The organism is Bacillus sp. NEAU-CP5, assembly GCF_026420705.1.
Classification (GTDB): Bacteria; Bacillota; Bacilli; order Bacillales; family Bacillaceae; genus Bacillus; species Bacillus velezensis.
On the sequence record NZ_JAPMOV010000004.1, the window covers coordinates 367,253 to 380,463 of the forward strand.

Sequence of the window (13,211 nt, forward strand, 5' to 3'; positions counted from 1 at the left end):
CTTTTTCATGATTCTATTATTATGTGAAAAAAGGGGGTTTTTTAAACATATCAAACCGGACACTTCTTTACTTTTTTCCCTCCATCCTCTATACTTTTTCCTTAGGTGAAAATGAGATTTTAACCGGAATAAAAGCGATACAGACGCTTACAATAAATGAAATAAGCCTTGAAAGGGAGATGACAATTGAGCGAGCTTTGGTATACGGAGAAGCAGACGAAGAATTTCGGCATTACATTAAAGGTGAAACAAACATTACATACGGAACAGACGGAATTTCAGCATCTGGAAATGGTGGAGACAGAAGAATTCGGCAACATGCTGTTCTTAGACGGAATGGTCATGACTTCTGAAAAAGATGAATTCGTCTATCATGAAATGGTTGCGCACGTCCCGTTATTTACGCACCCGAATCCGGAAAACGTCCTCGTTGTCGGCGGCGGAGACGGCGGTGTCATCAGAGAGATTCTGAAGCACCCAAGCGTAAAAAAAGCGACGCTTGTCGACATTGACGGCAAGGTTATTGAATACTCTAAAAAATTCCTTCCGTCCATTGCGGGCAAGCTTGATGATCCGCGCGTCGACGTGAGAGTCGATGACGGTTTCATGCACATCGCGAAATCAGAAAATGAGTATGACGTCATCATGGTTGATTCAACAGAACCGGTCGGACCGGCCGTCAATCTGTTCTCAAAAGGCTTCTATGCCGGAATTTCCAAGGCGTTAAAAGAAGACGGCATCTTCGTCGCGCAGACGGACAACCCGTGGTTTACACCGGAGCTGATTACAAACGTACAGCGTGACGTGAAAGAAATCTTCCCGATCACCCGTCTGTATACGGCTAATATCCCGACGTATCCGAGCGGCCTGTGGACATTTACGATCGGTTCTAAAAAGTACGATCCGCTTGAAGTGGAGGACAGCCGTTTCTTTGACATCGACACGAAATATTACACGAAAGAGCTTCACAAAGCGGCATTTGTTCTTCCGAAATTTGTGAGCGACTTAATCAAATAAAAACGTACGGCGCAGGAGCGAATCTTGCGCTTTTTTACAGGAAAGCGAGGGTTTTATCATGAGGTTTGAGGAAGCATATTCAGGAAAAGTATTTATCGCAAGCAACCCCGACTGGAAAGAGGCGGACGCCATCCTTTACGGCATGCCGATGGATTGGACGGTCAGCTACCGTCCGGGTTCACGATTCGGCCCGGGGAGAATCCGCGAGGTGTCTATCGGTCTTGAAGAATACAGCCCGTATCTCGACCGTGACTTGGCTGATTTGAATTTCTTTGACGCCGGAGACATTCCGCTTCCGTTCGGCAATCCGCAAAGAAGCCTTGATATGATTGAAGAATACGTGGACAGCATTTTAGAAAAAGGAAAGTTCCCGCTCGGCATGGGAGGGGAGCACCTTGTATCATGGCCTGTCATAAAAGCCATGTATAAGAAGTTTCCGGACCTTGCCATCATTCATTTTGACGCGCACACCGACCTGCGCACGGATTATGAAGGCGAACCGCTTTCCCACTCTACTCCGATCCGCAAAGCGGCCGAGCTCATCGGGCCGCAAAACGTATTTTCATTCGGCATCCGCTCCGGAATGAAGGAAGAATTTGAATGGGCGAAAGAAAACGGCATGCACATTTCTAAGTTTGAAGTGCTTGAGCCGCTGAAAAAAGTGCTGCCGCAGCTTGCGGGACGCCCTGTTTATGTCACGATCGATATCGACGTTCTTGATCCCGCTCATGCGCCGGGAACGGGCACGGTTGACGCAGGAGGCATCACGTCTAAAGAATTACTCGCGTCCATCCATGAAATCGCGCGCTCAGAAGTCAACGTAAAAGGCGCTGACCTCGTAGAAGTCGCGCCGGTCTATGACCACTCAGAACAAACCGCAAACACGGCAAGCAAGATGATTCGTGAAATGCTGCTTGGGTTTGTGAAATAAAAGAATTTCCCCCGCTTGAAACATGGCGGGGGATTTTTATATTGTATATAAACTACTTAGAAGTTAGTAAAAGCAACATATTATTTTACCATTAATAATTGATGTTATTGATAAAAATTATATAATAGGGTATTATTTAGTAAATACATCTTTAGAAAGGAAGTTAGAATGAAAACAGCAGTAGAAAATGAATTGGAATTAAAAAAGATTGAAATTTCTGTAATTAAACTGATAATTGCTGAAAAACCTAATAAAGAGATCGCTAAGTCATTAAACTACTCGCAGCGTAATGTCGAATATATCATAGCCGGTCTCTGTAAAAAGTGGAATGTGAGTACTAGAGTGGGTATTGTTTCGGAAGCATATAAAAGGAATTGTATACAGTGAACGAAATGAAAGAAAAACCCCTATTGAGGGGGTTTATTTATATATGCTAAAAAAACATTCTATACAGGAATGCCGTGAAAATAAAAACTGAGATTGTCAGGTAGTTCAAATTTGTTCTCCATTTCAGAAGAATAAACAAAAGAAATAAGTATGCAATATTGAACAAATCAAAGATAGAAAAAATCAAATGATTACTTGTGAAAAATAAACTAGTGTTTGGATGTTCTGCGAAAATGTTTTTGAATGATATAAGAAAAAACTTAATTGCGACCGGGATGTTAGAAAACATAAATAGGGAATAAAAGGTTTTAATCTTAATTTGAGCGCCAAGAAAATTTATAATGAGAAATAATACAAATCCTTCAAAAATCACCCCGAACATTAAAAGTAACAGTGCGGCTATCGCAATGATATAATCTAAATGTTTTACTTGCTCAACAACTTGTATAGGGATGTTTTTGGGAATTAAACTTTTCATAAAAGGTAATAGGGAACTTAAATAAAAAGCTAACCCGATAATATAAAACAAAAATGAGGACAAAAAATTAATGTTTCGGTCCTTAAATGAAGATAATTCAATTTGCATAATCCTAAGAGACTCCTTTTATAAAGATAGGTGTAATAAATGTTTCTAACATAGCTGCTATAATTAAACCGAGAAATATAATACCAATATATTTAAAAGTGAATTTTAAATTTATTTTGAGGAGTAATAAATCCAAAGTTAATTTCATTCCTACAGAAGCTGCAAGAAGCAATACCGGGACTTCAATTATTCCATGGGGTATAACAAGCAGTAAAAGGTTTAAATTGTCTTTGATGCTTCCTATGGCATTTCCTAAAATTAATCCATTAATAATTAAAACTGCAATCGTGCCAAGTGACAGCGTCAACGGGCCTAAAAAAACAAGCAGACTCGCTACTTTAATATTATTAAAGAAAATCTGAAAAAAATCCGGACGGATATTTCGATTTAGATTATTTACATTTGAAGCGGGAGCTGTATAAAAATATGCTGTAAATAAAGCAATTAAAAATAAGATCAGACAGATTATGTACAATTTGACTAAAACGTTCTTTTTAAACAAAGTATTTTCATCCATTCGTTTAAGGGACTGCCAGGGATATTGAATTTAATGTTTTATGTTAAGCTGCTGCTGTACTTGCTGCAGCCAATTGTTCTAAAACGGCTAATGGCAAGCCTGCACCAAGAGATCCTAAAACAGTAATGATAGCCAGGACTGAACCCGTTGCGGTGATAGCACTGACAATCCAACTAGGAGCTATTATTCCAGCTCTGTTTAAAATATCGATGACATCCATGCTTAAATGATTATGTTTTATACTGAAAAGAGCGAGAACAATGATACCTGATGCTACTAATGTAAAAATCGCTTTACTATTTTGTGTTTTTAAAAGTAGACTCATTTTTTCCTCCAATTTTTTCAATATCCCCAGCAAGTTAAATAATAAAATATATTGGAAGCTATTTGAATTGCGGATTTCCGAAAAAAATATTTAGAGGTGAAATCCGTTAAGGTATCTGCTGACTTATTTCAGTACAAAGAAAGCCGGACCATATGTATGATCCGGCTTTCTTTGTACTGAAACATTTATACTTTTTTTTCAAAAATAATATCAAAATAATCGGCTGCCCCATAACCTGAAATAGGAGGAGCAAATATTTGAACCAGCTTCCACCCTTGCTGCGAATACTTTTCAATAATTTCTTTATAGTCTTCTTTAGGCTTTCCTTTCCATCGGTTTACTTCTACTTTTATGAACTTATATTCGTACATTGCTGTAAAATCCTCCGGAAGTGTATTGGAATTGTTACCTTGTTTTTCGATTATGATAAACTTGAATCCATAAATAGAGCGCGCAGCCTATTAAAAGTATTGGAAATTGCCATCCTGTATTTCCGTTTTTAAAATAATCTATTAATGACCATATCAGTAAAGCGACAGTATAAAAACTAAATGCTATTCTGGCGGCTATACCCGATTGGTGTTTTTGCATCTCATCCATTTTCTTCATAAGAACCGCTCCCTTAATTTTTTTTGGCGTTATAGTTGAATACTTTATCTATTCCCGTATTTAATGCGTGAGCTATCGAAAATGCCAGACTTAAAGTTGGGTCATATTTATTATTTTCAATTGCATTGATGGTTTGTCTGGTCACATTGCAGAGCTTAGCCAGATCATTTTGTGAAATATCAGCTGCTGTTCTAAGTTTTTTTATATTGTTATCCACTAAAACCCTCCTTAAATATTTTTGTTTTTATTTTAAATTTTCAAATTTATATATATTTATTTTAAATAATATATGTATATGTGTCAAATACTTTTTACACATTTGAATTTTAAGGTATACTTTTTGTTTTTGCAAATTAGTTGTTTATATAAAAAACGGCTTGCAGTTTAACCTGCAAGCCTAAAAGTAATCATCATTTAAATCATTCCGCGCTGAGCAACTTCAAATTGATGTTCCGGTGCACTTGCAATGTCGGCTGAAACAAAAATAGTGCCTATCGCTAAGCAAGTAAGTGCTAATTTATACTTCAATTTCATACAACTTCACACCTCCTTGAATCTGCTGTCTTGTTTCTTCCACCTTTAAAAAATATGCGGAAGCCTTCTCGAAATTTTCTCTTTCATGATAATATTTTGCCACATCTAAGGCAAAATCTTCAAGATCAGCATACATCGATTTATCTCTGAGAAAGTCAAAACATTCCATGATTGCTTCTTCATCAGGCTCACCGACATATAAAGATTCTAAAAATTCATACTCGGCGATATATAGGGAATCTTCTGCCTCCTCTGCATAAGATACCCCATTGTCATGATATTGTCTGGCTATGGCCATATTTCCGATTTTATAATGTATTTGTGTGATTAAGAAATAGGCTTGCGGGAGAGAAGTGATGATGTTCCCATCTTCAAAAACAGCTATTGCCCGTTTTATGTAATCAATGGCTGGTTTGTAATTTTCTTGGCTGTTAAAACAAAGTCCGATATTATATAGAGTCCGGCCCATTAATTGAGGCTGCTGTTCTGCCTCTGCCATGGCATAAGCCTTTTTAAAATGCTGAATTGCTTCATCATATTGCTTTAAGTCAAGAAAGTTGGTAGCGAACAATGAATGGCACTGAAGCACCCTTATATTATATGCCTCCTGCTTATGATAAATTTTATAAGCCTGCCGGGCATAATCCATAGAAAAATAAGTCTGTTTCATATAATAGTAGGACTCTGACATCTTAAAATAAAATTCAGCTTTCTCGATACAATCTTTGACAAAATCAAGCTTATATTCAGCTTTCTTAAAAAACTGAATCGCTGAAAGATATTCACGGCATTCCAGCTCATACATCCCCCGGAAAAAATTAAAATAATAATCAAGACGTCCGGTCAGCCGGGCCTGCTTTTTATCAATATCCGCGAGCAGATCCGATAGTCTCGGCTGTTCTTCTATCCGCTGCGATTCCAGCGGTTCGAGGTATTCGAGCATCAGATTGTGGCGGAATTCCATGAGAGAAAAGTATAGATGAAGATCCTGATCATCTTCCAGACCTGCAAGTTCTTCTTTGATTTCTCTCCGCAAGTACTCGGCGTCCGGGATGCTGAACCTTCGAATGTACATATACCATTCGTTGATTTTTTCTCCAACCGCTGAAGATGATAAAACACTCGCCACTATTCCCAATCCCTCCCTTCCACGTTATGTATATGACATATTTTATCATTTTCATTCGGAAGGATAGCGCAAAAATACCGCAATGTTTTCTTTCGTTAAAACCGCATGTCTGCGGATATCATTTCAAAAATCCACTATTATCCCCACAATTTGTACAAGCAAACAAATACACCTTCCCATATTCTGTTGTATCTGCGTGAGCAGTGTATGTCTGAAAAGGAAGTGAAGATATGAGAAATAACAAACTTTCCTTTAAAGAAAAAGCAGGAGCCGCACAAGAAGAATGTTTATGTTTTTGCGAGGAAGAAGCAAGCCGTGAAGCGATGTTTCAAGCGCCGATTGAATTGCCTGAGGGGTTTGTCGTTGATCCGGCTGAAGCTGTTGCAAACGTGACGTGGAATGCAGACAGCCTTTCTTGTGTCATTGAACGCTGTTTCATTGAGACGGGGCCAGAGCCTGATGAAATCGGTGTTCAATTCGCAGTGCGCCTGCAGGGAACTGTTACGCTTCTCGTCAGTGTCTCACCAGTGCGAAATCAATATGGACAAGGGAACGGGTCTGTTTCTGTCATCCGCAATGCAGAGATTGACCAAGTCGTCTATTATTCCGATGAGCCTGATGATTGCCCGGATGTCAGTGACATTACGATCGAGAACCTTATTGTCGTTCCGCCATTCTATGGCAGTCCTTTATCGGTGACGGGCACGATTGTGCTTGTGCCCGAACCGGAACCCGTTTATGCGTTTACAGCGAATCCAAACGATCAATCGGTTTCTGTGATAGTTACAAACACTCACACCGTTGTGTCAAAAATTGCTCTTCCGTACCGGCCGACAGGTATTGAAATAACTCCGGATAAAAGCGCAGTGTTTGTTTTGCACTTCAACAATAACGTGATTTCTGTCATCGATTATGACACTTTAACAGTGACAGCATCCATACTGCTGGATCAGCCGCCTGGATCGATAAAATGTATCCCAAATCATGAGTTTGCTTATGTTCTCGGCGATACTGCGATTTATGTGATTGGAATTGATACGTTAACTGTGGATAGGTCGATTCCTGTGGAAGGATTTGATTTTGCAATTGATCCCAATGGGTTATTCGCCTATGTTCTTGATTTTGGTTTAGTGCAAAAAGTGGACCTATTCACCGGTGAAGTCACACGAACGATTGAACGAGAGCTTATCGTATCATCCATAGAAACAAATTGGCCGGAGCGGTATGCGTATGTCTTAGAACAAGAATTCTTATTCAATTATTTGACGGTTATTGACTTAAATACGTTTACGATCAGCATTACCCAAGAGCTGGAGCCTGATGGCCAATATGTAATGTTTGCGAGTGGATCAGAGGTGTATTTATATGACAGCTTCACTGGCAATTTATATGCTGTCAGTCCGAATGGTGCAGGCGTTATAGGTAATGTTCCGCAATCGGCAAGAGACTTTGCGTTTACTCCGAATGGCGAATTTCTGTATGCTGCTCATTTTTTAGAGCAGAACATCACTGTTTACAACACGGATGATTATTCTGTGGAAACTGTGATATCTCTTGGGGTTTCACCGGGAGAGATTGTGATTTAACCAACTGCATGCTGTACATTTCTAAAAGGACGTGAATTCATGAAAAAGAATGATCTGTCTGCTTTACAGGAAAATTGTTTCTGTTTTTGTGATGAGGAAATTAGCAGAGAAGCACCATTTCAAGTGCCGATTGACATTCCCGAGGGGTTCACCATTGATTCTGCCGAAGCAGCTGCGACGGTTACATGGAGTACTGGTCATTTATTATGTATCAGTGAGCCTTGCTTAATCCAGACTGGGCCGGAACCAGAAGATATCGGTGTTCGATATGCTGTGAGAGTTAAAGGGACCGTTACGCTTCTTGTCAGTGTGTCGCCTGTACGAAATCAATATGGACAAGGGGACGGGTCTGTTTCTGTGATTCATACTGAAGAGATTGATCAAGTTGTTTATTATGCAGCGCAGTCTGGCCGCTGTCCTGATTTCAGTCAGATAACAGTGGAAGATCTTCTCATTGTACCGCCTTTCTACGGCAGTCCGCTTACGGTGACCGGGACACTTGTTTTACCGCCATCGCCAGACCCTCAATCGTATGTGTTTACAGCCAATTCAGGAGACAGCACGGTTTCGGTTATTGATTCAGATTTAAACACTGTTGTAAAAACAATCCCTTTTTCTGACGTGCCAACTAATCTAGGCGTTACTTTCGATAAAGCATTCACGTATGTTCTCCATGGGAATACCAACCTTGTCTCAGTGATTGATAATAAAACATTAACCATCATAAATACCATTACTGTTGGAGGAGGGCCGAGAAAGGTTGAATTTGATTCAACAGATGAGTTCGCGTACGTGATGGCCGCCGGATCTATATATATGATCAACATGGCCTCTCAATCGGTCATTGATGTCATTCCGATACCCGGCGCTTTAGACTTTGCTCTTGATCCGAATGGACAGTATGTCTATACCGCTAATGGAAGCAGTTGGTCGGTTGATAAATATGATGTAAATACTGGGCAGTTGGTAGAAAGTATCATAGATACATTTGAATTTCCCAGTTTAATTGCCACTCCTTACGCTGGAAATTTTGCGTATGTGTTGAATGGTGAGCTGCTGCCGAAAGGTGTAACGGAGATCAGTTTGTCACCATTAAGCAGGGGAGGCGACTTCAACCGTTTATTTGAAACTCTGAGGACGATTGTATTTTCTCGCGATAGCACTAGGGCTTATTTTCTAGAGCCATATAGTGAACCGTTTCTCATTAATAACTTATACGTAGTTAATACGGCTGGACAGAGTATCATTGCAAACGTGTCTCTGCCCGGCGCCTTTGACCTCGCCGTAACACCTGATAATCAGTACATTTATGCAGCACAGCCCGACGACAATACCGTAACCGTGTACCGCACGAGTGATTATACAGCCATGACGGTGATTCCGGTTGGGACTGGTCCGTCAGCGATTGCGATGTAGCTTATTTCACAGGTTGAGAGAAGCAGAGCTGCGATAAAAAAATCGTTTATAAATGAGCCGATCTGCTGGATGGCAGCCAGGATAATCAGAAACAGCAGTTCACTTATAGAGAAACTGAGCATCCACCAAATCCCGGCTGCTGCCAGCGCTCCCGCAAGCCCTTTTTTGAACAGGCTGCCATGCTGGAAAAGCTGCAGCAAGTACGTCCGCATAAAATACAATAAATACAAAATCAGTAACACCGCGAGTCCCATTGATATGGCAAGGGGCGTGTGAAAGCGGAAAGGGACGGCTTTGACGATTTCGAACACGCAGCCGAATATGATGACTTGGCATAATACAGCAGCCATCACGTGTGTTTGGCGGACGTTTTTATAGCTGTCACGCAGCGCTTTGACATCGTTGGCATTTCTGCTGCACAATCTATGCTGCTGGAAGTCGCAGCAGCTTCGATGAGACTGTTTGGGTTTCTGAAAAGCTGCTGTCATGTTTTTCACGGATTGGGTGACATAGTGATATGATTTTCTCTTCTCATAAGGAACTGCTTTTTATGAGGTTTATCTTCAAATCTAATGAGCAATGATGGTAAGATAGAAGCAGTTGAAGTTTACAAACTGAAGGATTATACTATTCAAGTCAAAGCGGAATGATGAAAAGGACGTGTCAAAATGAAACAAGAGACACCGATAACACTCCATGTGAAGTCTGTGATCGAGGATGACGGAAATGAGGAAGTCATCGAATTCCGTACTACCGGATTTTACTATGTAAAACAACAAAAAGTGTATCTATCTTATTATGAAGAACACGACCTGGGCAAAGTAAAAACGATTGTGAAGGTGAGCGAAGGCGAAGTCCTGATCATGAGGTCAGGCGCTGTTAAAATGAATCAGCGTTTCATAACGGGAGCTTCCACAATTGCGAAATATAAAATGTCATTTGGTGAGCTTGAGCTGCAAACAAGCACAAAATCGATTCAATCTGATCTCGGTGAAGAAAAAGGCCGAATCAGCATCGCATATGACATGCATGTCGGAGACGAGCAGCAGCATTTACATAATATGACGATCACGTATGAGGGAGGAACTCACGCATGAATATTGCGGAACAAATGAAGGACGTGCTGAAGGAAGAGATCAAAGCGGCCGTTCTGAAAGCGGGCCTGGCGGACGAAAGCCAGATTCCAAGCGTACTGTTAGAAACGCCGAAAGAAAAAACACACGGTGATTATTCCACAAACATGGCGATGCAGCTGGCGAGAATCGCAAAAAAAGCGCCGCGCCAAATCGCTGAGGAGATCGTGGCGTCATTTGATAAAGGCAAAGCTTCCATTGAAAAGATGGATATTGCGGGACCCGGCTTTATCAACTTTTACATGAACAACAGCTACTTAACAAAACTGATTCCGTCCGTGCTTGAAGCGGGTGAACACTACGGAGAGACAAACATTGGACAAGGCGAAAAGATTCAGGTCGAATTCGTATCAGCCAACCCTACGGGAGATCTTCACTTAGGCCATGCGCGCGGCGCGGCGGTAGGTGACGCGCTGTGCAGCGTGCTTTCTAAAGCGGGCTATGATGTGAGCCGCGAATACTATATTAATGATGCGGGCAACCAGATTAACAACCTGGCGCTTTCCGTTGAAGTCCGTTATTTTGAAGCGCTCGGTCTCGAGAAACCGATGCCGGAAGACGGCTACCGCGGCGAGGATATTATCGCCATCGGGAAAAAGCTTGCCGAAGATTTCGGCGACCGTTTCGTACATGAAGAGGAGAGCGAACGTCAGGCGTTTTTCCGTGAATACGGCTTAAAGTACGAGCTTGATAAACTTCGCTCCGATCTGGAAAATTTCCGCGTGCCGTTTGACGTATGGTATTCTGAAACGTCACTGTACGAAAACGGAAAAATTGATCAGGCGCTCGAGGCGCTTCGCGAAAAGGGCCATGTATACGAAGAGGACGGCGCGACATGGTTCCGTTCCACAACGTTCGGCGACGATAAAGACCGTGTGCTGATCAAAAAAGACGGCTCATACACTTATTTGCTGCCGGATATCGCATACCATAAAGACAAACTTGACCGCGGATTCGACAAGCTCATCAATGTATGGGGCGCGGATCACCACGGGTATATTCCGCGTATGAAAGCGGCAATTGAAGCGCTCGGTTACAAGAAAGGCACATTGGAAGTTGAGATCATTCAGCTCGTTCATTTATACAAAAACGGCGAAAAAATGAAGATGAGCAAACGTACGGGGAAAGCCGTAACGATGCGCGACCTGATTGAAGAGGTCGGCCTTGACGCGGTCCGTTATTTCTTCGCGATGCGCAGCGCTGATACGCACATGGATTTTGACTTGGATCTTGCCGTATCCACATCTAACGAAAACCCTGTGTATTATGCGCAATACGCACATGCACGTATTTGCAGCATGCTTCGCCAAGGGGAGGAGCAGGGACTTAAACCGGCGGCAGATCTTGATTTCAGCCATATTCAATCAGAAAAAGAATATGACCTGCTGAAAACAATCGGCGGCTTCCCTGAGGCAGTGGCAGAAGCGGCGGAAAAACGTATTCCTCACCGTGTCACAAACTATATTTATGATCTGGCTTCCGCTCTGCACAGCTTCTACAATGCGGAGAAAGTCATCGATCCGGAAAATAAAGAGAAGAGCCGCGCGCGTCTCGCTTTAATGAAAGCGACGCAAATTACGCTGAACAATGCGCTTCAGCTGATCGGCGTATCCGCTCCGGAAAAAATGTAATGATGATCAAAGGACAAAGTCTTCGGGCTTTGTTCTTTTTTTGTATATAAAGCGTGTGATGTAATTCACAATCCCGCACACTGAGTTTTTGTATGATAAGACTGATATTGAATCAGTGAAAGGGGCAAGCCGAATGATCAATCGTCAACATATTCAATTATCGTTGCAGTCATTAAGCTTAGTGGCAGGGTTTATGGTGTGGGTGCTGATTTCATCGCTCATTTCTCAAATGACATCAGATATTCATTTAAGCAAAGGCGAGATTTCATTGGTGACGGCGATTCCCGTTATTCTCGGATCGCTTCTCCGTATTCCTTTAGGATATTTAACGAACAGGTATGGCGCGCGGCTGATGTTTATGATCAGCTTCATCCTGCTTTTGTTTCCTGTATTTTGGATCAGTATCGCGGATTCTTTATTTGATTTAATCGCGGGCGGCTTTTTCTTAGGGATCGGGGGAGCGGTATTCTCCATCGGAGTGACGTCCCTTCCGAAATATTATCCGAAAGAAAAGCACGGTGTCGTCAATGGGATTTACGGTGCCGGAAACATCGGGACCGCCGTTACTACCTTTGCGGCGCCGGTTATCGCTCAAGCCGCGGGATGGAAAGCAACCGTGCAGATGTATCTTGTTTTGCTGGCTGTTTTCGCATTACTGCACGTTTTGTTCGGCGACCGGCATGAGAAGAAAGTCAAAGTTTCCATAAAGACACAAATGAAAGCCGTTTACCGAAATCATGTGCTGTGGATGTTGAGCCTGTTTTATTTTATTACGTTCGGCGCCTTTGTCGCCTTTACCATCTATCTTCCGAATTTTTTGGTTGAGCATTTTGGGCTGAGCCCTGCGGACGCCGGTCTGCGGACGGCCGGCTTTATTGCGGTCTCTACACTGCTCAGGCCTGTGGGAGGGTTTCTTGCAGATAAACTGAGCCCGCTCCGTATTCTGATGTTCGTTTTCGCAGGGCTTACGCTGTCAGGCGTCATGCTGTCATTCTCCCCGACGATCGGCCTTTATGCGTTCGGATCGCTGACGGTGGCAGTCTGCTCAGGGATTGGAAACGGGACTGTATTTAAACTGGTGCCTTTCTACTTTTCGAAGCAAGCGGGGATTGCCAACGGTATTGTGTCAGCTATGGGCGGACTGGGCGGTTTTTTCCCTCCGCTGATTCTGGCAAGTGTATTTCAGGCAACAGGCCAATACGCGATCGGGTTTATGGCGCTTTCAGAGGTCGCGTTAGCCAGCTTTGTCCTTGTGATCTGGATGTATTGGCAGGAAAAAATGAAAACACATACGGAGAGAAACAGTCAGAGCCTCAATTCATAATGATCCATTCACAAGATTGTTAGTTTTTTCTGGGTGAGTGCAAATCAAGTCACGTTACAATATACATACGCAACGTGACTTTCTTC

General features: G+C 42.1%; 15 protein-coding genes and 1 pseudogene. 8 read left to right on the forward strand and 8 right to left on the reverse strand.

The window, feature by feature from the left end; translation table 11 throughout:
- The first annotated feature begins 186 nt into the window (after positions 1 to 186).
- From speE to OTK50_RS14600, 3 genes are all read left to right on the forward strand, one after another.
- On the forward strand, positions 187 to 1,017 hold the full coding sequence (speE, locus tag OTK50_RS14590; protein WP_003151052.1) for a spermidine synthase: 831 nt from the start codon (positions 187 to 189) through the stop codon (positions 1,015 to 1,017).
- 58 nt (positions 1,018 to 1,075) lie between these two features.
- On the forward strand, positions 1,076 to 1,948 hold the full coding sequence (gene speB / locus OTK50_RS14595) for an agmatinase (RefSeq protein ID WP_020957975.1): 873 nt from the start codon (positions 1,076 to 1,078) through the stop codon (positions 1,946 to 1,948).
- Between the two features lie 168 nt (positions 1,949 to 2,116).
- Positions 2,117 to 2,335 carry a helix-turn-helix transcriptional regulator gene (locus tag OTK50_RS14600; RefSeq protein WP_003151056.1) on the forward strand — a complete coding sequence of 73 codons (219 nt, stop codon included), beginning with the start codon at positions 2,117 to 2,119 and terminating at the stop codon, positions 2,333 to 2,335.
- A gap of 590 nt (positions 2,336 to 2,925) precedes the next feature.
- Here OTK50_RS14600 and OTK50_RS14605 read toward each other — a convergent pair.
- The 7 genes from OTK50_RS14605 to OTK50_RS14635 form a co-directional block, all read right to left on the reverse strand.
- Complete coding sequence (locus OTK50_RS14605) at positions 2,926 to 3,438, reverse strand: stage II sporulation protein M (protein WP_224223889.1); 513 nt, start codon at positions 3,436 to 3,438, stop codon at positions 2,926 to 2,928.
- A 43-nt stretch (positions 3,439 to 3,481) separates the two neighbouring features.
- On the reverse strand, positions 3,482 to 3,763 hold the full coding sequence (locus OTK50_RS14610) for a hypothetical protein (protein WP_007407643.1): 282 nt from the start codon (positions 3,761 to 3,763) through the stop codon (positions 3,482 to 3,484).
- 185 nt (positions 3,764 to 3,948) lie between these two features.
- On the reverse strand, positions 3,949 to 4,134 hold the full coding sequence (locus tag OTK50_RS14615) for a DUF4177 domain-containing protein (protein WP_029972879.1): 186 nt from the start codon (positions 4,132 to 4,134) through the stop codon (positions 3,949 to 3,951).
- A 34-nt stretch (positions 4,135 to 4,168) separates the two neighbouring features.
- Positions 4,169 to 4,372, reverse strand: a complete 204-nt coding sequence (locus tag OTK50_RS14620; RefSeq protein WP_007407641.1) for a hypothetical protein — start codon at positions 4,370 to 4,372, stop codon at positions 4,169 to 4,171.
- A gap of 13 nt (positions 4,373 to 4,385) precedes the next feature.
- Positions 4,386 to 4,589, reverse strand: a complete 204-nt coding sequence (locus OTK50_RS14625) for a helix-turn-helix transcriptional regulator (protein WP_003151064.1) — start codon at positions 4,587 to 4,589, stop codon at positions 4,386 to 4,388.
- A gap of 197 nt (positions 4,590 to 4,786) precedes the next feature.
- The gene (locus OTK50_RS14630; RefSeq protein WP_021494790.1) at positions 4,787 to 4,906 is read right to left on the reverse strand and encodes a PhrC/PhrF family phosphatase-inhibitory pheromone; all 120 of its coding nucleotides are present in this window, start codon (positions 4,904 to 4,906) and stop codon (positions 4,787 to 4,789) included.
- On the reverse strand, positions 4,890 to 6,035 hold the full coding sequence (locus OTK50_RS14635; RefSeq protein ID WP_224223888.1) for a tetratricopeptide repeat protein: 1,146 nt from the start codon (positions 6,033 to 6,035) through the stop codon (positions 4,890 to 4,892). The genes OTK50_RS14630 and OTK50_RS14635 overlap by 17 nt, the downstream gene beginning before the upstream one ends.
- Positions 6,036 to 6,265: 230 nt before the next feature.
- On the opposite strand from OTK50_RS14635, the gene OTK50_RS14640 reads away from it, so the two are divergent.
- On the forward strand, positions 6,266 to 7,621 hold the full coding sequence (locus OTK50_RS14640; RefSeq protein WP_224223887.1) for a YncE family protein: 1,356 nt from the start codon (positions 6,266 to 6,268) through the stop codon (positions 7,619 to 7,621).
- Positions 7,622 to 7,660: 39 nt separating this feature from the next.
- A complete protein-coding gene (locus OTK50_RS14645) occupies positions 7,661 to 9,037 on the forward strand; it encodes a YncE family protein (RefSeq protein ID WP_224223886.1) in 1,377 nt (458 codons plus the stop codon).
- A gap of 6 nt (positions 9,038 to 9,043) precedes the next feature.
- Here OTK50_RS14645 and OTK50_RS14650 read toward each other — a convergent pair.
- Positions 9,044 to 9,552: pseudogene (locus tag OTK50_RS14650) on the reverse strand (bacteriocin biosynthesis protein AlbG); the annotation flags it as partial.
- A 153-nt stretch (positions 9,553 to 9,705) separates the two neighbouring features.
- On the opposite strand from OTK50_RS14650, the gene OTK50_RS14655 reads away from it, so the two are divergent.
- The 3 genes from OTK50_RS14655 to narK all read left to right on the forward strand — a co-directional run bounded on the left by OTK50_RS14655 (position 9,706) and on the right by narK (position 13,125).
- Positions 9,706 to 10,134, forward strand: coding sequence for a DUF1934 domain-containing protein (locus tag OTK50_RS14655; protein WP_032869448.1), 429 nt, complete (start codon positions 9,706 to 9,708; stop codon positions 10,132 to 10,134).
- On the forward strand, positions 10,131 to 11,801 hold the full coding sequence (gene argS / locus OTK50_RS14660; RefSeq protein WP_007407633.1) for an arginine--tRNA ligase: 1,671 nt from the start codon (positions 10,131 to 10,133) through the stop codon (positions 11,799 to 11,801). The genes OTK50_RS14655 and argS overlap by 4 nt, the downstream gene beginning before the upstream one ends.
- 133 nt (positions 11,802 to 11,934) lie before the next feature.
- Positions 11,935 to 13,125 carry a nitrate transporter NarK gene (gene narK / locus OTK50_RS14665; RefSeq protein ID WP_032875893.1) on the forward strand — a complete coding sequence of 397 codons (1,191 nt, stop codon included), beginning with the start codon at positions 11,935 to 11,937 and terminating at the stop codon, positions 13,123 to 13,125.
- Positions 13,126 to 13,211: the final 86 nt, after the last annotated feature.